The organism is Thermomonas flagellata, assembly GCF_022419185.1.
Lineage (GTDB): Bacteria > Pseudomonadota > Gammaproteobacteria > Xanthomonadales > Xanthomonadaceae > Thermomonas > Thermomonas flagellata.
The window spans coordinates 195,713-219,545 of record NZ_JAJOZK010000003.1; the positions used below are offsets into that span (position 1 = coordinate 195,713).

15 protein-coding genes are annotated in these 23,833 nt (G+C 71.9%); 1 reads left to right on the forward strand and 14 read right to left on the reverse strand.

Annotated elements, in window-relative coordinates; genetic code table 11:
- Positions 1-25: 25 nt before the first annotated feature.
- The 9 genes from recD to ML340_RS04485 all read right to left on the reverse strand — a co-directional run bounded on the left by recD (position 26) and on the right by ML340_RS04485 (position 15,933).
- Complete coding sequence (gene recD, locus ML340_RS04445) at positions 26-1,915, reverse strand: exodeoxyribonuclease V subunit alpha (protein ID WP_240097055.1); 1,890 nt, start codon at positions 1,913-1,915, stop codon at positions 26-28.
- Entirely contained in the window at positions 1,912-5,511 is a 3,600-nt protein-coding gene (locus tag ML340_RS04450) for a UvrD-helicase domain-containing protein (protein WP_240097057.1), read from the reverse strand. Before ML340_RS04450 ends, recD begins: the two co-directional genes overlap by 4 nt.
- Positions 5,512-5,528: 17 nt before the next feature.
- Positions 5,529-9,245, reverse strand: coding sequence for an exodeoxyribonuclease V subunit gamma (gene recC, locus ML340_RS04455; RefSeq protein WP_240097059.1), 3,717 nt, complete (start codon positions 9,243-9,245; stop codon positions 5,529-5,531).
- 135 nt (positions 9,246-9,380) lie between these two features.
- Positions 9,381-9,797, reverse strand: a complete 417-nt coding sequence (locus tag ML340_RS04460; RefSeq protein ID WP_275672603.1) for a type IV pilin protein — start codon at positions 9,795-9,797, stop codon at positions 9,381-9,383.
- Positions 9,798-9,799: 2 nt separating this feature from the next.
- Positions 9,800-13,489 carry a PilC/PilY family type IV pilus protein gene (locus tag ML340_RS04465; RefSeq protein ID WP_240097061.1) on the reverse strand — a complete coding sequence of 1,230 codons (3,690 nt, stop codon included), beginning with the start codon at positions 13,487-13,489 and terminating at the stop codon, positions 9,800-9,802.
- Between the two features lie 5 nt (positions 13,490-13,494).
- The gene (locus ML340_RS04470) at positions 13,495-14,049 is read right to left on the reverse strand and encodes a pilus assembly PilX family protein (RefSeq protein ID WP_240097071.1); all 555 of its coding nucleotides are present in this window, start codon (positions 14,047-14,049) and stop codon (positions 13,495-13,497) included.
- Positions 14,046-14,930, reverse strand: a complete 885-nt coding sequence (locus tag ML340_RS04475; protein ID WP_240097073.1) for a PilW family protein — start codon at positions 14,928-14,930, stop codon at positions 14,046-14,048. The genes ML340_RS04470 and ML340_RS04475 overlap by 4 nt, the downstream gene beginning before the upstream one ends.
- Positions 14,927-15,394 carry a type IV pilus modification protein PilV gene (pilV, locus tag ML340_RS04480; RefSeq protein ID WP_240097075.1) on the reverse strand — a complete coding sequence of 156 codons (468 nt, stop codon included), beginning with the start codon at positions 15,392-15,394 and terminating at the stop codon, positions 14,927-14,929. Before pilV ends, ML340_RS04475 begins: the two co-directional genes overlap by 4 nt.
- On the reverse strand, positions 15,391-15,933 hold the full coding sequence (locus ML340_RS04485; RefSeq protein ID WP_240097077.1) for a GspH/FimT family pseudopilin: 543 nt from the start codon (positions 15,931-15,933) through the stop codon (positions 15,391-15,393). Before ML340_RS04485 ends, pilV begins: the two co-directional genes overlap by 4 nt.
- Positions 15,934-16,062: 129 nt before the next feature.
- Here ML340_RS04485 and ML340_RS04490 point away from each other — a divergent pair, with 129 nt between their 5' ends.
- The gene (locus ML340_RS04490) at positions 16,063-17,091 is read left to right on the forward strand and encodes a sensor histidine kinase (protein WP_240097079.1); all 1,029 of its coding nucleotides are present in this window, start codon (positions 16,063-16,065) and stop codon (positions 17,089-17,091) included.
- Between the two features lie 13 nt (positions 17,092-17,104).
- On the opposite strand, the gene ppnN is transcribed toward ML340_RS04490, so the two are convergent.
- From ppnN to grxD, 5 genes are all read right to left on the reverse strand, one after another.
- Entirely contained in the window at positions 17,105-18,523 is a 1,419-nt protein-coding gene (ppnN, locus tag ML340_RS04495; RefSeq protein ID WP_240097081.1) for a nucleotide 5'-monophosphate nucleosidase PpnN, read from the reverse strand.
- Between the two features lie 108 nt (positions 18,524-18,631).
- Positions 18,632-21,847, reverse strand: a complete 3,216-nt coding sequence (locus ML340_RS04500; protein WP_240097083.1) for a TonB-dependent receptor — start codon at positions 21,845-21,847, stop codon at positions 18,632-18,634.
- A gap of 221 nt (positions 21,848-22,068) precedes the next feature.
- The gene (locus ML340_RS04505; protein ID WP_240097085.1) at positions 22,069-22,665 is read right to left on the reverse strand and encodes a YhgN family NAAT transporter; all 597 of its coding nucleotides are present in this window, start codon (positions 22,663-22,665) and stop codon (positions 22,069-22,071) included.
- On the reverse strand, positions 22,662-23,375 hold the full coding sequence (locus ML340_RS04510; RefSeq protein ID WP_240097218.1) for an SDR family oxidoreductase: 714 nt from the start codon (positions 23,373-23,375) through the stop codon (positions 22,662-22,664). Before ML340_RS04510 ends, ML340_RS04505 begins: the two co-directional genes overlap by 4 nt.
- A 23-nt stretch (positions 23,376-23,398) precedes the next feature.
- Positions 23,399-23,728, reverse strand: coding sequence for a Grx4 family monothiol glutaredoxin (gene grxD / locus ML340_RS04515; RefSeq protein ID WP_240097087.1), 330 nt, complete (start codon positions 23,726-23,728; stop codon positions 23,399-23,401).
- Between the last annotated feature and the right edge of the window lie 105 nt (positions 23,729-23,833).

Below are 23,833 nucleotides of genomic sequence, written 5' to 3' on the forward strand. Positions count from 1 at the left end.
TGCGTGAACCGCGGCGGTCCATTTCTCAGGCACCCGCCGCGCCGGGGCGGATGCGCTCCGCCAGGCGGCCGCGGCGCCGCAGCGCGGTGGACAGGGCCTTCTCCGCGACCTCCGGCATCGCCCACAGCTCCAGCGAGGCGCGCGCGCGCGACAGGCCGGTATAGAGCATCTGCCGCACCAGCAGCGGCGAGCGCGCATCCGGCGGCAGCAGCAGCGCGACGTGCCGGTACTCCGATCCCTGGCTCTTGTGCACGGTGAGCGCGAAGGCGTCCTCGTGCGGTGGCAGGGTGTGCGGGTCGAACAGGCGCACGCCCGTCCCATTCGCCGCGTCGGGCGCGTCGGAGGCGCGCTCGAATGCCACCTGCAGCAGCGGCCGGCCGTCGTCGCCGGCGACCGCCACGCACAGGCCGATGTCGCCGTTGGACAGGCGCGCGGCGGCATCGTTGCGGGTCACCATCACGCAGCGGCCGGGATACCAGGGGCTGCCGGCCCACGGCGCCAGCGCATCCCACGCGCGCAGGCGCGCGGCGATCTGCGCGGCTGCCGCGGTCGCGCCGAACGGACCTTCGCGCAGCGCGCACAGCAGCTGCTGTCGGCGCAGCACGCCCAGGCGCGCGGCCAACGCCTCGCCATCGTCAGCGGCGACCGCATCCGCGATGCCCACCGCGGCGAACGCATCCTGCAGCCGCCGCGCCCAGGCCGCGAGCCGCCGGCGCAGGGCTGCGGCATCCGGCACGGGATGGCGCGCCGCGGCCGCGCCCGCGGCGGCGAAGGCGCGGGTGAACGCGGCGGCATCGCCGGCACGCACGGCCGTGTTGATCGGCACCAGGGTGGCATCGGCGCGGAAGCAGTGGGCCAGGCGCACCAGGTCCTCGCCGCCGTCGGCCTCCATCGCGCGCACCACGTCCATCATCACCGAGCCGGTACCGACCGAGGTGAGCTGGTCGGCATCGCCCACCAGCACCAGCACCGCGTCCTCGCGCAGGGCGTCCAGCAGCGCGCGCAGCAGGCCGAGGTCGAGCATCGAGGCCTCGTCCACCACCACGATGTCGGCCGGCAGCGGCTCGCCGGCATGGAAGGTGGGCCGGGTGCCGGCGCCGCGGCTGCCGAGCAGGCGGTGCACCGTGGCGGGCTCGGAGGCCAGCACCGCCTGCAGGTGCGGGCGCCATTCCGGCCCCAGCGCCTGCGCGCCGGACGCCAGCTGCGCGGCGCCGGCACGCAGCGACTCGCCCAGCCGCTGCGCGGCCTTGCCGGTGGGCGCGGCGATCCGCAGCTGCGGCGCGCGCGCGTGGCGGGCCGCGTGCTCGCGCGCCAGCCCCAAGAGCATGCGCAGCACGGTGGTGGTCTTGCCGGTGCCCGGCCCGCCGGTCAGCACCATCAGGCGCCGGCCCGGGGCCTGGCGCACCGCGGCGCGCTGGCGCTCCTCGGCGTCCTGCCAGCTGCCGTTGAACAGGGCGCGCAGGTCGTCGTCGGTCAGCGGCCGGCAAGGGGCCTGCGCGGCCGCACGCCGCGCGCGCAGTGCGGCCGCCACCGCCACTTCGGCGCGGTGGTTGCGGCGCAGGTACAGATGCCCGCCCTCCAGCACCAGCGGGCGCGCGCCGTCGGCCGCATCGACTGCGCCGGATGCCCCGCCATCGCGGCATTCCACCAGCGCGCTGCGCGCCAGCGCGTCGCGCTGGGCGGCGTCCAGCAGCGGCAGGCCGTTGGCATCCCGCGCGTCCAACGGCAGCGCGCTATGCCCCTCGCCCTCGGCATGGCTGGCCCAGCCGGCCGCCAGCGCGGTTGCGGGATCGCCGCCGTGCGCCAGCATCCAACGCCAGACCGCGCGATCCAGGTCGCGCCACGCCTCCGGCAGGCCGGCCCGCGCGGCAGGCCAGTGGAAGCCGAACGCCTCGCCCGCGCCGCGGCCGTTCATGCCGCCTCCCCTGGGCGCGCGCCCAGCCCCGCCTGCACGGCATCCAGCAGGGCATCGTCGAAGCGGTGCCGCCACACGCCGCAAGGCGTGCCGTCGGGCAGGCGCAGCCCCACCGCGCGCACGAACAGGTACCAGCAGTCGCCCAGATGCTGCGCGCGCCGGTAGGCACCGCCGAGGCGCTCGCGCAGGTAGCGCTCGAGCGCGACCGTGTACAGCAATGCCTGCAGGCGATAGCCGCTGGCGCGCATCGCCGCCTCCAGCGCCGGCGGGGCGTAGTCCTCGAGAGACGCGCGCGGGCCGCTGCCGAGGCGGTTGCCCTTGTAGTCGAGCACGTGGTAGCGCCCGCCGTGGGCGAACACCAGGTCGATCTTGCCGTTCATCAACCCGGCCAGCGCCTGCTCGCGCGCGGGCACCAGGTCCGGCTCGCCGTGCGCGGCGCAGGCCGCGCGCAGCGCGCGCAGGGATACGCCGTCCAGCAGGTAGTGGAACTCCATCTCGGCGCGCAGGTCGGCCGCGCCCAACGCACCCAGGCGCGGGCCGTGCGCATCGCCCAGCGGCGCGTCCAGCACCGCCTGCAGGCGCTGCGCCAGCGGCACGGCCAGCCGCTCCAGCGTACCCTCGCGCGGGCGCACGCCGTGCTCGCGCAGCGCGGCCAGTACGGCGTCCGGCGTGATCGGCCGGCCCGGCACGCGATGTTCGAACAGCGCATGCACGGCATTGCCGAAATCGGTGCCGGCCACGCCCATCAGCGCGTCCAGCTCCGGATGCCAGGTCGGTTCGATCGTCGCATCGGCCGCCGCGACAGGCGCCGCCTCCGCGCTGGCCTCGACCTGCGCCGGCAGCACCTCGTCCTCGGCGGCTCCCGCTTCCTCGGCGATGCGCTGGCGGCCGCCCCCGGCCAGCGTGCTGAAGCTGTGCCGCAGCGGCAGCGGGCCGGGCGGTGGCGGCGGCAAGGCGCGCGCCACGCGCAAGGCCGTGTCGGCCGGCGCCGGCTCCGCCGCGAGGATCTCCGGCGCGTCCCAGCCCGCGCGACAGGCGATGCCCTCGCCCTCCGCGCCTGCCTCCAGCGCGGACAGATCAAGCGCGTTCAGCGGCACCTCCTGCAGCTTGGCGCGCGCCGGATGTGCAGGGGCCAGCGTGAACACATGGCAGGCGTGGATGGCGCGGGTCAGCGCCACGTACAGCATGCGGAAGCGCTCCTCGTACTCCTCGCGTGCGACCAAGTCCTTCGCCGGCCCTTGCACCAGCACCTTCACCCCGGTCGCGGGGTCGGCCAGCAGGGCCGGGCCGTGCCTGCCGTTGCGTGAGGCGCAATGCTTCCACAGCAGCGGCAGGAACACCACGCCGAACTCCAGGCCCTTGCTCGCATGCAGGGTCATCAGCTGCACCCGCTCGGCATCCGATTCCAGCCGCAGCGCGCGCGCCTCGGCCGCATCGCTGCCATCGCCCTCGCCCTCCATCTGGTCGGCGAACCAGGCCAGCAGCCGCTCGCCGCCGCCATCGAGTTCCCACGCCGCCTGCAGCAGTTCCCCGAGGTGGCGCAGGTCGGTGAGCATGCGTTCGCCCGCCACCGTCTGCAGCAGGCGCGCGGCGTGCTGCTCCAGCAGCGCCGCCACCAGCGCCAGCGGCCCCGTGCGTTCCAGTACCGCGTGCAGGGCATGGAAGCGCGCGGCCAGCACATCCCAACTGCCGGCATCGCGGCGCAGCGCCTGCAGCCCCGGCAACGTGCCGCCCCACAGCCGGGTCGCATAGGCGGCGCGCAGCGCGCGCGGGTCGTCGGCATGCAGCACGGCATGCAGCACCAGCCGCAGCTCGCGCGCGACGTCAGTGTCGAACACGCTGTCCTGGCTGCCGGAGACGCAGGGCACGCCGCGCGCCTTGAGGATCGCCGCCAGCTTCGCCACCTGTTCATTGGTCGGCAGCAGCACGGCGATGTCGCCCGGCGCCAGCCGCTCGGTGCCGATGCGGTAGCCCTGCGCGGACAGCGCCCACGCGATGTGGTCCGCGCAGGCGCGCAGAGCCTGCTGCTCCAGATCGCCGTCAGCGTCTTCCTCCGCCAACCGATGCAGCACCAGCGGCTGCGCGACCGCCATGTCTTCCTCACCCACCCGCAATGGCTCGGCGTCGCGGCGGGCGCTGCCCTGCACCGGCTGGTAGAGGATCGGCGTCTGCGCATCCGCCGGGCCGAGACGGTGGCCGGTGGCGGCATAGAAGCGGTTGAGCGCGGCCACGTAGCCGCGGCTGGAGCGATGGTTGGTATCCAGCACCAGGCGGTCGCCCGGTGCGACGCCCGCGCTGGCGCGGAGATAGGCCTGCACGTCGCCGCCGCGGAAGCGGTAGATCGCCTGCTTGGGGTCGCCGATCATCACCAGCCGCCCGCGCGGCGCATCGTTCCCGTCGCGGTAGATCGCATCGAGGATGCCGAACTGCACCGGGTCGGTGTCCTGGAACTCGTCCACCAGCGCCACCGGCCAGGCCGCGCACAGCGCATCCGCCAGCGCCCGCTGCCCGTCGCGCGGTGCGAGCGCATCGCGCACCGCGACCAGCACGGCATCGAAGCTCATCTGCCCGGCGGCCTCCAGCCGCGCCTGCAGCGCAGCCTGGCACCAGCGCCGCGCGGCGACGAGGAAGCGGCGCAGCGGGACGTGGCTGGCGCGATCGAGCTGGACCGGCGGGAGCGCGGCGGCGAGCGCCACCGAACCGGCCACCAGCCGCTGCACGCGCGGATCGTCCTTGCCCGCCTTGTTCACGCCCTTGAATTCACCGGCCTGCGCCAGCGCCTCGTGATGCGTCCGCAGGACATCGCCCAGCGCATCGTCCGCGCCGGCCAGCGCCTCCACCAACGCCCGCCACGCTTTCTCCAGCCCGCCGCCAGCGCGCAGCAACCCGGGCGTGGCCAGCACCGCCTGTGCCTCGGCCTTCCAGAGCTGCGCGTCGCCGAGCGCGCGCGCCACCGCCGCGCGCACCTCCTCCGCCGGCAGCGGCTCGAGGTCGACCTCCGCCTGCAGCAGCAGCGGCATGTACCGCTTCAGCATGTCGTGCTTGATGCCCACCGCGCGGGCGAGCGCCACCAGCTCGTCCCCGGCATCGCCCTGCGCGATCACCCGCCACAGGTCCGCGGCCAGCGCGGCCTGCAGCGCCTTGCCGTCCACCAGCGCCGGGCTGCGGAACAGCGCGCCGGCGGCGAACGGATGCTCGGCGAGGATGCGCATGCACAGCGCGTGCAGGGTGCAGATCGGGGCGGCGTCGAACTCGGCCAACGCGCCCTGCAGGCGGCGGACGTCGCGCGCGCGCGTGGCGTCGTCATCCCAGCGCGCATGCAGCCAGCGCGCATCGGCGGCCTCGGTGTTGACATCCGCCGCAGGCTTGGCCGCCTCCGCCAGCGCCCACAGCAGCTTGCCGCGCAGGCGCTCGCCCAGCTCGGCCGCGGCGGCATTGGTGAAGGTGCTGACCACGATCTGGCGCGGCGAGCGCCCCTGCTCCAGCAGCAGGCGCAGGTACAGCGCCGCGATGGTCCAGGTCTTGCCGGTGCCGGCGCTGGCCTCCACCAGGCTACGGCCGTCGCCGGCCAGCGGCAGCGCGGTCCAATCGCGCACGGGCATAGCCGGCGCGCTCATGCCGCCTCCCCGTGCGCGCCGGCCGCCCGGGCGTCGTCATCGCCGCCGGCACCTGCCTCCAACGTGATCAGCGCCAGCACCGCACGCGCATCCCGCTGTAGCGCCCGCAGCGCCGCGCGCTCCGGATCGGCCTCGTGGTCGCCGAACACCAGCGCGCCTTCCAGCAGGCGCGCGTAGCCGGGCGCGTGATCGCGCTCGCCGGTGCCGTCGCCATAGGACTTCACCCACACCTTCCGCACGGCCTCGGCGATGGCGTCGAGGTCCGCGTCCTCCCCGGCCTGCGCCGCCGCCCAGCCGGCCTGCGGATAGAACCGCGCTTGCCCGGCCAGCCCGCGCTGCGCTAGCGCGACGAGCCCGCGCAGCCGCCGCCGCAGGTCGGTCTGCAGCACCGCGCGGGTGGCGGCATCGGCGGCGCAGTAGTGCGCATCCCACGCATTGATGGCATCGGCAAACGCGCATGCGTCGGCGGCCAGCAGGGTCAGCCGCACCGGCGCGGGCGCGGCCTCCGGCTCGCCCGCGCGCTGCAGGCGCAGCAGCGCCCAGTGCAGGAAGGCCGGCACGCGCTCCTTGAAGCTCAATGCGTCCGCTTTTTTCAGCGGCCCTTGACGGCTGCCCGGGGCTGTATAGGCGAACACCAGCTGCACGCCGCCGTCCGCGCCGGCCAGCGGGAACACGTTGCGCAGCAGGCCGCTGATGCGCGCCGGCAGGCCGTCGTCGCACGCGCCCTCGCCGGTCGGCCGCAGCGCCACGTCCACCCGCAGCGGCTGCGCACCGGCGGCCGCGCGCGCATCGAAGCGATCGCGGAACTCCGCTTCCACGCGCTGCCACAGTGCCTCCACCGCCGCGGCCTCGGCCTCCCACGCCTGCGCCCCGGCCTCCCCCGGCGGCAGCAGGCCGCCGAGTGCCACCCACGGCGGCGGCTGGCGGTCCCAAGCCCATGCAGGATCGCCGCATTTGCGCGGCAGCACCTGCTGCAGGAACACCTTGCGCGCCACCGTGTGCAGGCGGGCGATCCCGTCCAGCGGCTCGTCCTCCGGCAGCCGCGCGTCGGCGTCGAACGCGGCCAGCGACAGCTGCAGATGGTCCTTCAGCAAGGCCTTCGCAGGATCCTTGAAATAGCCTTCGAGCAGGCCGAGCGGCAGCGGATCGGGCAGGGGCTCGGGTGGCGCGGCGGGGGCCGCGACCTCGCCGTCGCGCAGGCCGGGCAGCGGCGCGCGGCCGGCCCCGCGCATGCCGGCGAAGGCCTGCGAATACGAGAACAGGGCCGGATGGGCGCCGTCGAAATAGCGCGCGTCGAACGGCTGCAGCGGATGCCGTACCCGCCACGGCCGGGGCGCTTTTTCGTCATCGGGTGCATTGCCGCAACGGGCATCGAGCTCGGCCAGCAGCTCGGCCAGCGGCGCGGCCGGGTTGCGCGGCTTGCCGTCGCGTACGCCCTGGCCGATGTAGGACAGGTGCAGGCGCTTGCGCGCGGACATCACGGTTTCGAGGAACAGGTAGCGGTCGTCGCCGGCCACGTCGCGGTCGCCGATCCGCGGCAGGCACGCCATCAGGTCGAGGCCGCCGTCGGCCACCCGCCGAGGGAACGCGCCTTCGTCCAGCCCCAGCACGCACACCACGTCGAACGGGATCGCGCGCTGCGGCACCATGCCGCAGAAGGTGATCCCGCCCAGCAGGAAGCGCTGGCGCTCGGGCGCGGCGGCCAGCGCGTCCTGCAGCACCTCGCGCACCACCGCCAGCCGCAGCGGCGGATCCTCGCCGTTGCGCGCCGGCTCCGCCGCGAGCTGGGCGATGGCGCGATGCAGGACCGACAGCGCGGCGCGCGCGTCGGCGTCGTCGGGGTCGATCCGCACCAGCGCGTCGAGGCGCTCGCGCAGCCACGCGGCCCAGCGGCTGGCGGGCTGCTCGACCTCGGCCAGCGCGCGCCAGGCCTGCAGTTCGCACAGCAGGCGGTCGAGGCTGCCGAGCGCGGCGGCGGATGGGCCGTCGATGCCGACCTGCGGCAGCAGGCGGGTGCCGTCCGCCAGCTGCACTGCCTCCGGATCCGCGCTGCCCGCGGCATCCGCCAGCAGGTAGCCGGCGAGCAGGCGGTCCAGCGCCCAGGCGAAGCTGTGCTCGGCCCGCGGCGGCAGCGCCAGCGCCTGCTTGTGCGCGCCGTCCAGCGCCCACGCCACCCGGCTCTCGCGCAGCCACTCGACCAGGGTATCGGCATCGCCCGCGTCCAGCCGCAGCGCCGCCTGCACCTCGGGCACGCCCAGCAGGTCCACCACCTCCGGCGCGGCCAGGCGCGAGGCGCCCAGCCCGAGCAGGCCCTGGAACAGGGTGAACAGGCGATGGCTGCGCGCCACCGGCACGTCCGCCAGGTGGTAGGGCAGCCATGGCTCGCGCGCGGAGCCGGGCTCGCCGAACACCGCCGGGATCAGCGGCAGGTAGGCGCGGATGTCGGGCGCCATCACCACGATGCCGTCGGGGCGCACGCCCTCCTTTTCGATCGCATCCAGCAGCGCGTCGCGCAGCACTTCGAGCTCGCGCAGGCGGGTGTGGCAGGCGTGCACGCGCAGGCTGGCGTCGGCGGTTGCCGCGGGATCGGCGGCATCCTCCGACAGCAGCTCCGGCTGCAGCCGGCGGATGCTTTCCTGCAGGCGTTCGAGGCGGTTGCCCGGTGTGTCGCTGGCGTCGTCCTGCCAGTGGCGGATGTCCTCGCGCAGCGCCTCGTCCACCAATGCGGCGAAGAAGTGCTGGCCCAGGCGTCCCCAGCGTGCCAGCAGCGGGTGGCCCTGCTCGCGCCAGTCGAGCGCCTCGGGAGCGTCGAGGCGCGCCTGCTCGTCCTCGCGAAAGGCGTGCCAACCGGACGCATCGGGCGTGCGCCAGTCGCCCTGCCCGCTGGCCCTGTGCAGGCCGCCCCAGTACTCGCGGCAGGGATCGGGCACGTACAGGAACACCGGCGCGCGCCGGGCGTAGGCGCGCAGCACCGCCAGCTCCGCCGGCGGCAGGTGCGCCAGCCCGAACACGTGCAGCGGCGCGTGCGGCGCGCCCTGCGCCTGCAGCGCGGCGATGAGCGCCTGCACCAGGCGCGCGCGGTGCTCGCCGAGCGCCGCGGCCACGGCCTGCCACAGCGGTGCCAGGCACTGCGCCTCCAGCGCGCGCAGCGCGGGGTCGGTGCGTTGCGCGGTGGCGAAGGCGTGCTTGCCCGCCTCCCAGGCCAGCAGCCAGTCGCTGCGGTACACGAGGTATTGCGAATACACCCGCGCCAGCCGGTCGGCCAGCTGGAAGCGGCGCAGCGCGCGCTCGTCGTCGCTGGCCGCGCCCGCGAGGTAGTCGCGCAGGCGCGGGTCGCTGACGCCGTGCGCGGAGGGGTCGCCCAGCAGCGCGTGCAGGGTCCAGCGCAGGTGCCCGCGGCGGTAGTGCGGCAGCGCCACCGCGCGTTCGCCCAGCAGCCGGGCCGAGAGCCCGTCCAGCCAGGTGCTGGGCAGCTGCACCTCGAGGTTGGCTACGATCCCGCCCGCGCCGCGCCTGCGCGCCAGCGCGCCCGACAGCCACTGCTGCATGCCCGGATGCGCGGCGATCACCTGCTGCGGCGCCAATGGATGCGCCGGACGGGTCTGGGCGAGCAGGGTCTCCAGCGGCCCGAGCAGCGCCTCCAGCCGGCTGGCGCGTAGCAGGACCAGGCCGGAGGCCTCCTCAATGGCGGTCGCGTGGGAATCCGTGGGCATGCCCTTGCATTGCAGCGGCGGTCCGTCTCAGTGGCTGCGACTGTACTTGCAACTGCGGCCATCCTGCCGAATTGGCCACAAAAAACCCGCCTTGCGGCGGGTTTTCCGTGACTCGCGCGGGATGCGCGACGAGCACTACCAGCAACCCGGTGTGGTCGGGGTCTTGGTGCCCGCCTGGTTCAGTGTCAGCGTGCCGCAGCTGTCGCCGGCCTGCTTGCCCGTCGGGGTCGCCGACAAGGTGAAGGTCTTCTGGGTCGGCGCACTGCTGAACGCAATGGTGTAGTAACTGAGCACGTCCGGGTCGCAGATACTGGTATCGACCGGCGCGCCGACATAGGTCAAGCCGGTCGTATAGAACCGCTCGACTCGCTGCGCCACCGCGCTCAGACAGGCGGTGCCCGCGGCGCGCCGGGTCTTGCGCTGGTGCTCGTTGTAGCTCGGCAGGCCAATCGCGGCCAGAATGCCGATGATCGCCACCACCACCATCAGCTCGATCAGGCTGAAGCCCCGGGCCTTGCGTCCACTGCGCTGCATCTGCGTGCTCCCGTTCATGCTCAGTCACCCCGGATTTCGCGCCAGGACACGCGGCTCCACTGCTTGCGCAGGATACCGCCGGCACCCGGCTTCTCCGAGCCGATGCTGCCGCCGGTGCCGCCGACCACCAGCTTGCCGTCGAGGAAGATCGGCAGGGTGGGCATGCCGACGCCGAAGTTCACCGACCCGACCGGCACGCCGCCGACCACGGTGTCGGAAGTCTTGCCGTCGTTGTTGAGGTCGAAGAACGAGGAGCCGGCACTGGTCCCGGTGAAGGCATCCAGGGCATTGATGTAGCCGGTGCCGCCGGATTCGCAGGCATCGCCCTCCGGGATCATGCTGGCGGTGACCAGGATGTTGCCCACCACCTGCGCATCCTGGACGATGCGCTCGCCGTTGCCCGGCAGGTTGACGAACCAGCCCTTCTTGCCGACCGGCAGGTCGGCCTTGGCGTCGAAGGTGCGCACCGGGTAGCCGTCCACCACGGCGCCGGTGTTGCCGATGTTGCGCTTGACCAGGTCGGTGTAGGCCAGCGGCAGGCCGCTGTCGTCGTCGATGAAGCCGTACAGGCTCTGGGTCAGCGGGGTCTTGTCCTCGGCCTCGGCAGTGGTCAGGAAGCTACCGGTGCCGACGAACACCCAGCGCTTGAAGGTCTTCGGATCGGTGGCCACTGCCACCCCGCCGGTGATCGGCTGGACCGCGCCGCTGCCGTCGTTGGAGCGCGCGGTGAACAGCTTGGTCGCCGTCCAGGCGCCCGGGGTGGCGCTGGTGAGGTCGAACTTCCAGACGTTGCCGAGGCGGTCGCCGGCGTAGGCATAGGCCACGGTCTTGCCGTCCGGGCCGAGCACCACGCTGGGCGCGGCCAGGCCGTTCGGGTTGGACGCATTGCCGGCGCCGGTGTCGATCTCGCGCAGGACTGCGCCGGTGTTGAGGTCAAGCACGATCAGCACGGCCTTGTCGTTATTGCTGTTGACGCCGTTGCCGAGGATCACCGCCTTCTGCCCGCTCTTGACCCGCGCCAGCACCGGCCGGCCCATCACCAGGCCCATGTTGCCGCTGGCGGTGTCGGCGCGCTCCCACAGGGCATTGGAGGCCCCGAAGCTGCCGGGGTTGGTCACGTCGAGCGCGAACAGGCCCTTGCCGCCCTTGCCGAGCGCGCCGACCAGGATGTTCTGGCCGGGCGTCAGCTTGCGGTCGGACACCACCACCGGGCCGTCCACGAAGAACTTGTGGGTGTAGTCGCCGCGGCTGAGGTCGCGCAGGTTGCCGATGTTGACCAGTCCCGGGATATAGGCGAACAGCTCGTTGCCGGTGTTGCCGTCGAAGGCGTGCAGCATGCCGTCGTTGGCGCCCACGTACAGGGTGTTGGTGTCGTCCACGTAGGCCGGCGAGGAGCCGATGATGTCGCCCAGCACCGAGGTGCGGTTGCGCAGCAGGCCGCCGTTCTTCTCCTCCTTGCTGGCATCGCCCTTGAGGTAGTTGGCGTTGTCGATCCCGGTCACCGGGTAGTCCACCGGGCCGCCGACGCGGGTCAGCGCGACCAACTGGGTGGTGGTCGGGAAGGTCGCCCCCATCGCCCCGTTCCAGGTGAACACCTTGCGCGTGGTGTAGCTCGGGATGCTGGCCTGCCACAGCAGCGTGGTTGGATTATTGTTGGCATCCAGGGTCCACGCCTTGACCTGGCCGGTCCACAGCCCGGACACATAGCTGGCGTTGAACACCTTGCCGCCAGTCTTGATCGAGGCGGCGTTGGTGGCCACGTTCGAGAACGAGCTGGTGCGCTGCACCACCGCGGCCAGCGCCTTGGCCAGGCCGGCGGAGAATTCGCTGGGGTTGGTCGCCGCGGTGAACTCGCCGTGCCCGTTGACCGCCGCGTGCAGCAGGTCGTCCAGGCGCTTGGCATTGTCGTTGGTCGGGTTGCTGGTATCCGGGTCGGGCCAGCTGTCGCCGCCGTTGATCGCGGTGGTCGCCTCCGCCACGCTGCCCCAGCCCTTGGTGGTCTTGAGGCCGATCGAGATGGTGAAGGTCACCATGTGCTGCCAGAATGCCGGATCGGCGGTCGTGCTCGGCACGTTGTTGGTCATGTCCGTGCGCAGGTCGTTCTTCCAGTAGCGCATGGCCACGTCGGCCAGGGTATTGCTGTAGCTGTCCGCGAACGGCGCGCTCGGCGTGTAGGTATAGGGCGGTTGGCCGGGCCCGGTGATGGTGCTGCCAGCGGTGCCATCCTGGTTGCCGGAAGCCACCACGGAATTGTTCCAGTAGCCGTCGGTGGTCAGGATGGTGAAGTTCTGGCGGCAGGTGAACTGCGCGGCGCCGGACTGCGGGCCGTAGGGGCCGTTGGCATCGGTCCGCGAGTAGTATGTGCCGGCATTGTTCAGCGCGGCCTGCAGCGGAGTGCTGCCGCTGGCGATGGCACCGAACAGGCGGTTGTACCAAGTGCTGCGGCTGGTGGTGACGGGGTTGCCGTTGCTGCCGTCGTTATCGACGAAGCGGCCGTCGTTGCCATCCCCGACCGGGATGTCGAAATTGCTGCGGTCCCAGATCGTGCGGTAGCCGACGCGGACGCGGTTGCCGAGGGTGCGGAAGGCTTCCGCCGCCGCGGCCTTGGCCGACTTGGTGCGGGTGCGGTGGTAGGAGTACCAGGTGGCGAAATTGGTCAGCTCGTCCGCCAAGCTGCGGCCGGACGGCAGCACCGAGGTGCAGCCGACCCAACCGGTGCTCGCCGTGCCGTCGTCGCAACGCGACCCAGAGCTGAGCCGCACCGCGAGGGTGACGTTGCTGAAGTTGGAAGCGGCATACACGCCGATCTGGTACACACCCGGGGTCGGGCGGTAGACCATGCAGGTCTCGGTGTTGCCGCCGCCGTTCGAACGGCACTGGTAGGCCGACAGGGTCGGATTGATCAGCGGCCGCACGTACAGGTCGGCGTTGCCGCTGCCGCCGGAAGTCTTGACCGACAGCACGGTGGTGCCGGCCGGCACGGTGACCGTGTAGTACTGCCAGTTGCCGCTGCTGCCGCTCAGCGAGGTCTTGGGGAATCCGCTCGGCACCGTGCTGGCCGCCCCGGGGTTGCCCCAGGTGCTACGCACGATGTCGCTGCCGCCGTAGGTGATGATGTAGCGATAGTAGTTGGCGATGTTGGACAGGTAGGCCGGGCTGGTGTTGGTCGGGTCCTGCGGGACGAAGAAGGTCTTGTTGTTGGCGCCGAGGTCGACCGTGCCGCTGGTGGTGCCGGCCGGGGTGTAGGTGACGTACTGGTTGTTGTTGTAGGCGGCGTAATAGCTGGTGCCGCCGGTCAGGCGGTTGCCGTCCGGCCCCATCCACGGCTGGTAGGTCACCGCCGGGTTGTAGTACAGCCCGTTGGTGGCATAGCTCTGCATGTACATCGCGTTGTTGCTGGTCGAGTCCGGCGTGATGCCGGTGCCGTTGCTCACGCCGTTCGCATCGGGATTGCTGGTGAAGCCGGTGCCGGTGACCGAAGACACCAGCTGGTTGTTGATGTTCGCCCACTGCATCGACCCCGAGTCGTCGAGGATGAACAGGATGTTCGGGGCGACCCGGAACGCGGTGCTGAGCGGTTCCTCCGGGATGCTGATGCCGGCGTGCACCGGCAGCGCCAGCGCGGTGGCGAGGGCGACGGCGGCGGGCAGGCCCCAGGCGCGCGGGCGGAGGGCGGACGGCAGGCGCGGGCGGAAGCGGATGGCGTTCATGGCGGTCACAGCCGGGGGAAGCGGTAGATGACGTCGGACTGCAGCACCGCCGAGGCGCGCCCGGGCGCCTGGCTGCGCGCGGTGATGCGGAACATCGGGCCGATGTTGGCGGTGGCGGAGGCCGGGATGGTGCCGCCGGTCTCCATGTAGGCCTGGTTCTCGCCGAGATATTCGATCCAGTACTCGGCCGGGGTATCCGGGACATTGGGATTGCCGGCGCCGAAATCGGGCGCGACCGGGCGCCAGGTGGCGGCCGCCTGCGCGGTGCCGGTCGGGCAGATCGACTGGGACGCGCACAGGCTCGCGTTGATCGCGGCCGGGTTCATGGTGGCCGCGCCGGAGTCGGCCAGTTGCTGGCGGCCGACGGCCAGCGCCCGCTCGGCGGCCTGCAGGGCCAGGTTGCGGTCGTACAGGTTGGCGCTCATGCGCTCCTGCAGGGCGGAGCTGCGCAGCACCGCGATGCCGAGCACCGACATCACGATCAGCAGCAGCAGCACCACCAGCAGCGAGATGCCCTGCTGGCGGCGGCGGGAAGCGGACGGGACGAAATGCACACTCATGGCAGGCGGTTCCGCAGGCTGGCGCCGGTGGCGACGGTGCGATCAACGTTGCGGACCTCGCCCGGGATCTGGCTGGGCATGACCGCACGCATCGGCATCACCACGCGGATGGCATCGACGTACTGGAAGTTGCTGGGATTGGTCACGTAGGCGGTCGGGTTGCCGTTGGCGGACTGGCGGTAGGTCACGCGCAGGCCCTGCACGCCGTCGGCCACTTCCTGCGCGGCGCCGCCGAAGCTCGACACCCACAGCGAGCTGCCGCTCTCGCGCCCGTTGGGCTGCACGAACCAGCGGTTGCTGCGCAGGCGGGAGATCGACACGCTGCCGGGATCGGCGTTGGTGGTGTCCTGCGGATCGAACGGCAGCGGAGTAGTGAAGGTCACGGTCTGCCCGGAGGTGGCGGCCACGGTGGTGAAGCCGGTCAGCGCCGCGTTGCAGACCATCACCACGTCGCCCGGCTTGAAGATGTCGCTGGCCGCCGGGGTCGGCTCGAGCAGGGTCACGCTGTTGGTACTGGCCGTTCCTGGCTTCACCCGATAGGACAGATCGTCGGCGGAGGTGGTGGTGAACTCGGTTGGCGTGCCGCTCAGCGCCGTGCGGAAAAGCACGCTGTTGGCATCGCTGCCCAGCACGCGCGCCTCGCTGGAGCAGGCCGAGCCGCCGGTGGCGCGGATGTCGCGCACCATCATCTCGTACGCGGCGCGGGCGTTCTCCTGGACCCGGTTCTGGCCCTCGTTGGCGCTGTAGGTGCGCTGGTTGGACTGGAACACCGCGACCGCGGCGCCGAGCACGATCAGGCCCAGCACCATCGCGATCATCAGCTCGACCAGGCCGAAGCCGGCCGGCCGCGACGGGAGGATCCTCGGCTTCTCAGGCTTCACAGCTCGGCCTCCGTGAGCAGTTGCCGGGTACCGCCGCCGGCGCGCTGGTCGTTCCATTCGATGGTGACCGTGCAGGCGGCAGGGCAGCCGGCGATGATGCCGCGCGCGTTGGCCTCCAGCGCCGGCTGCGGCGGGGTGTAGCCCTGCCAGTTGGCCACCCCGCGCATCGCCGCGACCCATTCGTTGAGGTCGTGCTGGGCCAGGGTGCCGCCCGCCGGCGGCGCGGCCCAGGTGCCGTTGTAGTCGGCGGCGTTGGCGCGGTTCAGGCGCATGGCCTCGATGATCTGGTTGGTCAGCATCACCGCCTGGCTGCTCTCCAGCGAGCTCTGCCCGCCGCGCAGGGCGTAGGCCTGCATGGCACCGATGCCGAGCAGGCCGATGCCGAGCACCAGCACCGAGACCAGCACCTCGATCAGGCTGATGCCGCGCTGCCGCTGCGGTACACGGGGGACAGCATGGCTCACGGGCAGTTCCCTCCGCCGTTGTTGGATGCATAGCTGGTGATGCCGCTGACCATGATGGTCACGATCCTCTGGTTGTCGGCCGGGTTGGTGGTGGGCAGGCAGGCGGTGATCTGGGCCTGGGCGTCGATGCGGCCGGACGGCCGGAACACGATGCCGGCGGGCGGGCCGGAGATCTGCACGCCGCCGGTCGGGGCATCGCTGCGGATCACGTCCACATCGCTGGGTGTGGCGGGATCGCGGCCACGGATCACCCAGCGCGTCCAGTTGCCGGTGCTGGCGCAGGTGCTGCCGTCGCTGCTGCCGCACAGGGTGACCGGCACGTTGCGCCGCACTGCCTCGGTCTTGGCGATCTGGATCGCCGCCTGCAGCTCGCCGGTGGCGGCGCGCAGGCGGTTGCCGTTGACCAGCCCCTGCATCGCCGGCACCGCGACCACCGCCAGCACACCGAGCACGGCCACGGTCACCATCAGTTCGACCAGAGTGAAGCCGGCGATGCGGCTACGCCTGCGAGCCTCGATCCGGTTGCGTGCGTCTGGCATGGCACCCCCACGTTCTTCCATCGCGCAGGCTAGGGATGGCCCGTCAGGGATGCCAGCAGCGCCCGATGGATGGCCGTCCGGGCGGCATGGACGGCAGGCGCAGGGCGGGCCCGCGGCTATGATCGGCGCATGCCGACCCCTGCCCCGCCCGCCTCGCGGCCGCTGCTGGAGGCCCTGTTCCGCCCGCAGGCGCTGATCGCGGTACTGCTGGCCGGCGAGGCGTTGGCGGTGCTGCTGGCGCTGGCGCCGGGGCCGCAGCCGGACCGGCTGGTGACCTTCGGGCTGGTGTCGCTGGCGGCGCAGTGGATCGCGCTCGGCACCCTTGCGCTGGTCCACCTGCTGCGCGCGCCGCTGGCGCGCCTGGGGCCGATGCGGCTGGCCTGGGCCTGCCTCGGCCTGTACCTGGCGGTGGCGCTGCTGGTGCTGTACGGCGCCGCCCAGCTGCAGGCGCTGGCGGTGCCGGAGGGCGCGCAGCGCACCGGCTGGCTGCTGCGCCAGGCCGGGATCGTCGGCGTGGTCGGGCTGCTCGGGCTGCTCGCCTTCCGCCAGTACTGGCATGCGCGCCAGCTGGCGGTGCGCGCCAAGCAGCTGGAACTGCAGGCGCTGCAGGCGCGGGTGCGCCCGCACTTCCTGTTCAACGCACTCAATACCGGCGCGGCGCTGGTGCACGCGCAGCCGGACGCCGCCGAACGCGTGCTGCTGGATCTGGCCGACCTGTTCCGCGCCGCGCTGCGCGGCCCGCAGCGGGTGCCGCTGGCGGAGGAACTGGCGCTGGCGCGGCGCTACCTCGACATCGAGGCGCTGCGGCTGGGCGCGCGCCTGCGGCTCGACTGGCGGGTGCCGGACCCGCCGCCGCCGGTGGAGGTGCCGGTGCTGTCGGTGCAGCCGCTGGTGGAGAACGCGATCCGGCACGGGATCGAGCCGCGCCGCGGCGGCGGGCGGCTGGAGGTGGAGGTGCGCGCCGCCGGTCCCGCGGTCGAAGTGCTGGTGCGCAACGACCTGCCCGACGCGGCGGCAGGCACCGGCGGGCACGCGATCGGACTGGCCGCCGCGCGCCAGCGGGTGGAGGCGCTGGCCGGCGCGCGCGGGGAGTTGCAGGCCGGGATCGAGGACGGCCGTTACGTGGCGCGCCTGCGCATCGCCCCCGACGCGGGGTGAGCGTGGCCCCGGCTCAGGCCACCACCCGGTAGCACGGGCGGTAGTCGCCGGAAATCTTCATCCGCCGCTGCTCGACGAACGCGCGCAGCAGCGCGTCCAGCGCCTGCATGATGTCGGCATCGCCGTGGATCTCGAACGGCCCGTGCGCCTCGATCCGGCGCATACCGTCCTCCTTCACGTTGCCGGCCACGATCCCGGAGAACGCGCGGCGCAGGTCGGCCGCCAGTTCGTGCGGCTTGCGCCCGTGGTGCAGCGCGAGCGCGGCCATCGCCTCGTGGGTCGGCACGAACGGCTGCTGGAAGTCCAGCGGCACCGCCAGCGCCCAGTTGAAGAAGAACGAATCCTCCTGGGCGATGCGCTGCTCGCGCACCTTGCGGATGCCCTCGTGCATCCGCCGCGCGACCTGCGCCGGGTCGGCGATCACGATCTCGTACAGCGCCGCCGCGGCCTCGCCCAGGGTCAGGCGGATGAACGTGTCGATCTGCTCGAAGTACGGGGCCGCCCCGGTCGGCCCGGTCAGGATCAGCGGGAAGCGCAGGCGCGCGTTCTCCTCGCGCAGCAGGATGCCGAGCAGGTACAGGATCTCCTCGGCGGTGCCGACCCCGCCGGGGAACACGATGATGCCGTGGGCCATGCGCACGAAGGCCTCCAGGCGCTTCTCGATGTCCGGCATGATCACCAGGTGGTTGACGATCGGGTTCGGCGACTCGGCGGCGATGATCCCCGGCTCGGTGATGCCGATGTAGCGCGGGCGCCGGCGGCGCTGCTTGGCATGCGCGATGGTGGCGCCCTTCATCGGCCCCTTCATCGCGCCCGGGCCGCAGCCGGTGCAGATGTCCAGCCCGCGCAGGCCCAGCTCATAGCCGACCTGCTTGGTGTACTCGTACTCCTCGCGCCCGATCGAGTGCCCGCCCCAGCACACCACCAGGTTCGGGTCGCCCGGCTGCAGCACGCGCGCGTTGCGCAGCAGGCGGAACACCACGTCGGTGATGCCGGCCGAGCCCTCCGGTACGCCCTCGCGCGGCCCCAGCTCGATCGCGGTCCAGGCCAGGTCGCGCACCACCGCGAACAGCAGTTCGGCCACGCCGCGGATGATCTGCCCGTCCACGAACGCCATCGCCGGGGCATTGCGCAGCTCGATGCGCACGCCGCGGTCCTGCTGCAGCACCTGGATGTCGAAATCGGGGTACAGCTCCTGCGCCGCACGCGGGTCGTCGGAGGCGCTGCCGGAGGTCAGCACCGCCAGTGCACAGCGGCGCAGCAGGTCGTGCATGCCGCCGGAGGCATCGCGCAGGCGCGCAACTTCCTCGCGGGACAGCACGTCCAGCCCACCCTTGGGGTAGAGGTGGGCATCGACGGTCGGCAGGGTGGAGGAACGGGGGTGGGGATCGGCCGCGGCCTGCGGCGCGTGCGGGGTCTTGTATGCGTCCATAGGCCGCGCACTTTAACCCGGATGCCGGCGCGCGGCGCGTACGTCCGCAAAAGGAAACGCCCGGGAAGTCCCGGGCGTTTCGCGGTACGGCAACAGCGGTCGGTGGGATCAGAAGGTGTAGCGCAGGGTGACCCGCACCTGCCAGCGCGAGATCGCATTGGTGTCGTACAGCCCGAGCGCGGTCGGGGTGTACTGGCCATTCACGACCGGCAGGCTGTAGATGTACTTGCCGTCGGCACCCACGCCCGCGTAGTTGGCCAGGGTGCGGCCGAACGGGAAGCTGATGCGCTCCTCCTGGCCCCACTTCTTGTTGAGGGCGTTCAGGAAGTTGTACACGTCCAGCCGGATCTCGCCCTTGTGCCCGGCCATCAGGCCCGGCAGTTCCTGCCGCAGGCTGACGTCGAGGCGGTTGACCCACGGCGAGTTGGCGCGGTTGCGCTCGGCGATCTGGCCCTGGTGGGTGCGCAGATACGGATCGCTGGCGATGAAGTCCCAGAACTGCTGGATCACGGTCGGCGAGGTGCCGGCCGCGAAGTTCACGTCGCCCATGCGCGGGATGTAGACCAGGTCGCGCGCATAGGAGTCGCCGTTGGCGTCGTTGCCGAACACCCAGCTGTACGGCTGGCCGGTGTGGCCATCGTAGAACGCCGAGACGCTGGTGACGTAGTTGCCGAAGAAGCGGTGCTGCCAGGTGAACGAGGCGGTCACGCGGTCGCGGATCGAGTAGTTGGAGATCCCCGCCACGTCCTCGTTCGGGTTGACCCACCAGTTGTTGCTGAAGTTCGAGCTGGCCTGCGAGGAGGTGCCCGGGTTGACTTCGGTGGCGTAGCCGTGGGTGTAGGCCAGCGACCACGACCAGTCGTCCTTGAACGGGCGCTTCAGGCTGAAGGTCAGGTAGTTGGCCTCGCCCTTCTTGGTGTTGTCCAGCACCGTGACCGCCTGCGCGAACGCCGAGTTGGCGTTGCAGCGGTTGCGGCTGGCCGGGGTGCCGATGGTGCCGCCGGTGCCCAGGCAGTAGTAACTGAAGCGGCCGTCCGGCAGGGTCGCGGTCGGGGCGCCGATGTTGAGGTTGCGGTAGAAGATGCCGTCCTTGACCTTCAGGCCCTCCCACTCGGCGGTGGCGACGATGCCGTCCCACGGCAGCTCGACGTCCAGGCCCAGGCTACCCTTCCACACGCTCGGCTGCTTGAAGCCGGGCGCCAGGGTGTCGACCGCCATCTGCGCGCTGGCCGGCGGTGGCACGACCTGGTTGTACGGGTCGCCGCTGAACGGATACTGCGCCGAAATCGCCGGGTTGTTGGCCGAGTTGCGGATCGAGTAGGTTTTGACCGTGATGCCGTTGTTCTGGTACGGGTTGGTCAGCCACACGCCCAGCGCCTGGCCCTGGAACAGGCCCAGGCCGCCGCGCAGCTGCGCCAGGCGCTCGCTGTCGAACTGGTAGTTGAACGAGACGCGCGGCTGCAGCAGGCTCTTGCCATCCACCGTGTTGTCGTTGCGGAAGCCGAACGCGGTGAAGAACGCCTGGTTGTAAATCGGCTTGTCGCCGGTCTTGGCCAGGTCGTAGCGCAGGCCGTACTGCACCGACAGGCGGTCGGTCACCTGCCAGTCGTCCTGGATGAACAGGCCCCACTGGTCGAGCTTCCAGCGCGCGGCGACGTCGGCAATGGTGTAGCCCGGCGCCGGGCGGTACAGGTCGTACTGGTAGTAGTTGCCGCTCTGGAAGTTGGCGATGCCGTTGAAGATGTAGGCGCCGAACTGGGTGCGGCCGAACAGGTTGTAGATCTTGTCGGAGTTGTAGTCGAAGCCGAACTTGACGCTGTGGCTGCCGGTGAACCAGGTGCCGGCGAAGAACCCGCGCCAGGTCTTCACGCCCAGCTCGTTGATGTGCGAGAACTGCTCCTCGCCGAGGTTGACGGTCGGCGCGGTGCCGGCGCCGGTGCCGCCGCCGAGGTTGATCACCACCTGCGGCATGTCGCCGAGCAGGCCGTTGCGCAGCACGAAGTAGTCGGTGTAGGAGATCGAGGCCTCGGTGGAGAAGCTGTCGCTCCAGTCGTCGTACAGGTTCAGCACGTAGTTGTCGTTCTTGCGGTGGCGCTGGTACCAGTAGCTCGACAGCGCGACGCTGGTATTGCTGAAGCCGTTGATGACCGGCTCGGTCTCGTCCACCCGGTTGTAGCGCAGGCTGGCGCGGTGGGCGTCGTTGATGTTCCAGTCGAACTTGATCACCGCGCGCTTGCTGTCGGTGTTCACCGAGGATGCGCCGAGGTCGCCCGGGACCAGCCCCTTGCTCTGCGCGATCTGGATGATCTGGTTGATCTGGGCGGTGGTCAGGCCCGGGATCTTGGTGCTGGCGTTGGAGTCGGACGGGCCGATGATCGGGCCGGGGCCGATGATCTCGCTCTTCTCGTAGCCGGCGAAGAAGAACAGCTTGTCCTTGACGATCGGGCCGCCGAGGGTGAAGCCGCCGTCCCACTTGCGCTTGTAGCCGCCGAACAGGGCCGGCTTATCGCTGGTCAGGTTCTTGGCGTCGGTGTAGCTGTAGTAGACCGAGCCCTTGAAGTCATTGGTGCCGGACTTGGTCACCGCGTTGATGTTGGCGCCGATCGCGCGACGAGTGGTCACGTCGTAGTTGGCGGTGGCGACGTTGTATTCCTGGATGGTGTCGATCGAGATCGGGGTGCCGACGTACGGCAGGCCGTTCGCCTCCAGGCCGAACGGGTCGTTCACGCCGACCGCGTCCACGCTGATGTTGTTGAAGCGGCTGTTCTGGCCCATGGCCGAGATCTCGCCGCGGGCCTGGTCGGTCACCACCACGCGCGGATCGAGGCGCGCCACGTCCTGGATCGAGCGCCCCGGCATCGGGGTGTTGTCCAGGTCCTTGCGCGACAGGTTGGTGCCCATGCCCTTGTTGCTGCTGTCGAACGCGACCGGGCCGGCGGAGCCGACCGCGACCACGGTGGCGACGGTGGTGACGTCGTTCTTCAGCTGGGCATTGACGGTGTTGATCTGGTCGAGGCCGAGGTAGACGTTGTCCTCGGTGTCGCTGCCGGCGCCGGCCTTGTTGATGGTGATGGTGTACGGACCACCCACGCGCAGGCCGCGCGCCAGGTAGCGGCCATTGGCGTCGGTCACGGCGCGGCTGACGGTGCCCGACTCGACGTGGGTGATGGTCACCTCGGCGCCGGCGACCGGCTTGCCGTCGGCGGACGTCACCAGGCCGGTGATGCCGGCGGAGGTGCTCTGCGCGAACACGGGGGCCGCGGCGAGCGCCGCCATCAGGCCGAGCGACAGCCGGGACAGCCGTACGCGGTTCGGGTGGTTCATGGTGTTGACCTCGGGAGTTGACGGTTGGTGGTGGAACGATCGGCGTTGCGACACGCAGGCGACCCACCCGCCCGCATGGGCATGGTCGGATCGTCAGGACTTCTGGCCCGGCGGCAGAACCGCTGGTTCACCAAATATTAACACGATAGGCCGCGCACATGACGAAACCATGACAGCCGCGCGGCAAGCGTCATGCGCGCCGGGACGCGGCGCGCGGCGGGTCAGGCGGCGGCGCCGCGCAGGTAGCCGGCCAGGCCGTCCAGCAGCATCTGCACCGAGATGGCCACGATCACCATCCCCATCAGGCGTTCGATCGCGGTCAGGGCGCGGGTGCCGAGCAGGCGCTTGAGGTAGGTGGCCGAGAACAGGATCGCCGCGGTCGCGGCCCAGGCCAGCACCAGCGCCAGCATCCAGTCGCCCATCCGGTGCGGCTCCTGACTGCCCAGCAGCATCACTGCGGCCATCCCGGAGGGGCCGGCGATCAGCGGGATCGCCATCGGCACGATGAACGGCTCGCCGCCCGGGACCTCCCCCATCACCCCCTCCGGGGTCGGGAAGATCATGCGCAGGCCGATCAGGAACAGCACGATGCCGCCGGCGATCGAGACCGACTCCTGGCGCAGGTGCATCAGTTCCAGGGCGTACTGGCCACCCCACAGGAACAGCATCAGCACCGCCAGCGCGATCAGCAGCTCGCGCACCAGAATCCGGCGCTGGCGCGCCGGCGGCAGGCCCTTGAGCAGGCTCAGGAAGACCGGGATGTTGCCCAGCGGGTCGAGGATGAAGAACAGCAGGACGGCGGCGGAGACGACGGTCATGCCGGCCGCGGCTCCGGCGTGGCGTCCACCACCTGCCCGCGCAGGGCGGCGGCCGCGGGCGAGAGCAGGTGCACGCAGGCGGCGGCGTAGTCCGACGGCGGCCGCGCCTGGGTGTCGGTGTTGGGCTGGAAGGCGCGCGCGCGCAGGGCGGTGCGCATCGGCCCCGGGCGCAGGCCGCTGACGCGCGGCCCGGCCGCGCCCAACTCGGCCTGCAGCATCGGCACCAGCGCCGCCAGCGCGGCCTGGGCCAGCCCGTAGCCGCCCCAGAACGCGCCCTCGCCGCCGCAGCGGGCGGGCGCGTCCAGCGCGAACACCACTGCGCCGTCGGGTGCGCCCGCCAGCAGCGGCAGGCAGGCCTGGGTCAGCCACCAGCGCGCGGTGAGATCGACATGGAGGGCGCGCGCGAAGTCGGCCGGATCGGTGTGCTGCAACGGGGTCAGGCCGCGGAACTCGGCGGCGCAGTGCAGCACCCCGTCCAGCCGCCCGCAGCCCGCGGCGATGCGGTCGGCCATCTCCAGGTAGTCGTCCGGGCCGGCGCCCTCGAGGTCGAGCGGGTACAGCGCCGGCGCCGGCCCCTGCGCCGCGATCGCATCGTGCAGGCGCTCCAGCGCCGGCACCCGGCGTCCGAGCAGCACCAGCTCCGCCCCGGCGCGCGCGCAGGCGGCGGCGGCGGCCGCGCCCAGCCCGCCGGTCGCGCCGGTCACCAGGATCACCCGCCCGGCCAGCACCCGGCTCAGCCCTTGGCCTGCTGGGCGTCCGCGACCAGGCGCGCCAGTTCGCCGGACTCGGCCAGTTCCACGGTGATGTCGCAGCCGCCGATCAGCTCGCCGTTGATGAACAGCTGCGGGAAGGTCGGCCAGTCGGAATAGCGCGGCAGGTTGGCGCGGATCTCCGGCTCCGCCAGCACGTTCACGGTGTGCAGCTGGGTGGCGCCGGCGGCCTTGAGCGCCTGCACCGCGCGGCTGGAGAACCCGCACATCGGGAACTGCGGGGTGCCCTTCATGAACAGGACGATCGGATGGCCTTCGATTTCGGCGCGGATGCGCTCTTCGATGGTGGACATGGGGTGGGCTCCGGCAGGCATGGCCCGCCGCTGCACGCGGCGGCGACGGGCGCGGCGATAGAATGGATAGTGTAAATCCTCGCGCGGCCCCGCCCGCACCCGCCC

What these genes read in the sequence shown, in the direction of transcription:
- ML340_RS04490 (WP_240097079.1), top strand. Translation starts at nt 16,063, where the DNA reads ATGCCGACCCCTGCCCCGCCCGCCTCGCGGCCGCTGCTGGAGGCCCTG.
- ML340_RS04460 (WP_275672603.1), bottom strand. Translation starts at nt 9,797, where the DNA reads ATGAACGGGAGCACGCAGATGCAGCGCAGTGGACGCAAGGCCCGGGGC.
- ppnN (WP_240097081.1), bottom strand. Translation starts at nt 18,523, where the DNA reads ATGGACGCATACAAGACCCCGCACGCGCCGCAGGCCGCGGCCGATCCC.
- ML340_RS04485 (WP_240097077.1), bottom strand. Translation starts at nt 15,933, where the DNA reads ATGCCAGACGCACGCAACCGGATCGAGGCTCGCAGGCGTAGCCGCATC.
- recC (WP_240097059.1), bottom strand. Translation starts at nt 9,245, where the DNA reads ATGCCCACGGATTCCCACGCGACCGCCATTGAGGAGGCCTCCGGCCTG.
- grxD (WP_240097087.1), bottom strand. Translation starts at nt 23,728, where the DNA reads ATGTCCACCATCGAAGAGCGCATCCGCGCCGAAATCGAAGGCCATCCG.
- ML340_RS04505 (WP_240097085.1), bottom strand. Translation starts at nt 22,665, where the DNA reads ATGACCGTCGTCTCCGCCGCCGTCCTGCTGTTCTTCATCCTCGACCCG.
- ML340_RS04500 (WP_240097083.1), bottom strand. Translation starts at nt 21,847, where the DNA reads ATGAACCACCCGAACCGCGTACGGCTGTCCCGGCTGTCGCTCGGCCTG.
- ML340_RS04465 (WP_240097061.1), bottom strand. Translation starts at nt 13,489, where the DNA reads ATGAACGCCATCCGCTTCCGCCCGCGCCTGCCGTCCGCCCTCCGCCCG.
- recD (WP_240097055.1), bottom strand. Translation starts at nt 1,915, where the DNA reads ATGAACGGCCGCGGCGCGGGCGAGGCGTTCGGCTTCCACTGGCCTGCC.
- ML340_RS04470 (WP_240097071.1), bottom strand. Translation starts at nt 14,049, where the DNA reads ATGAGTGTGCATTTCGTCCCGTCCGCTTCCCGCCGCCGCCAGCAGGGC.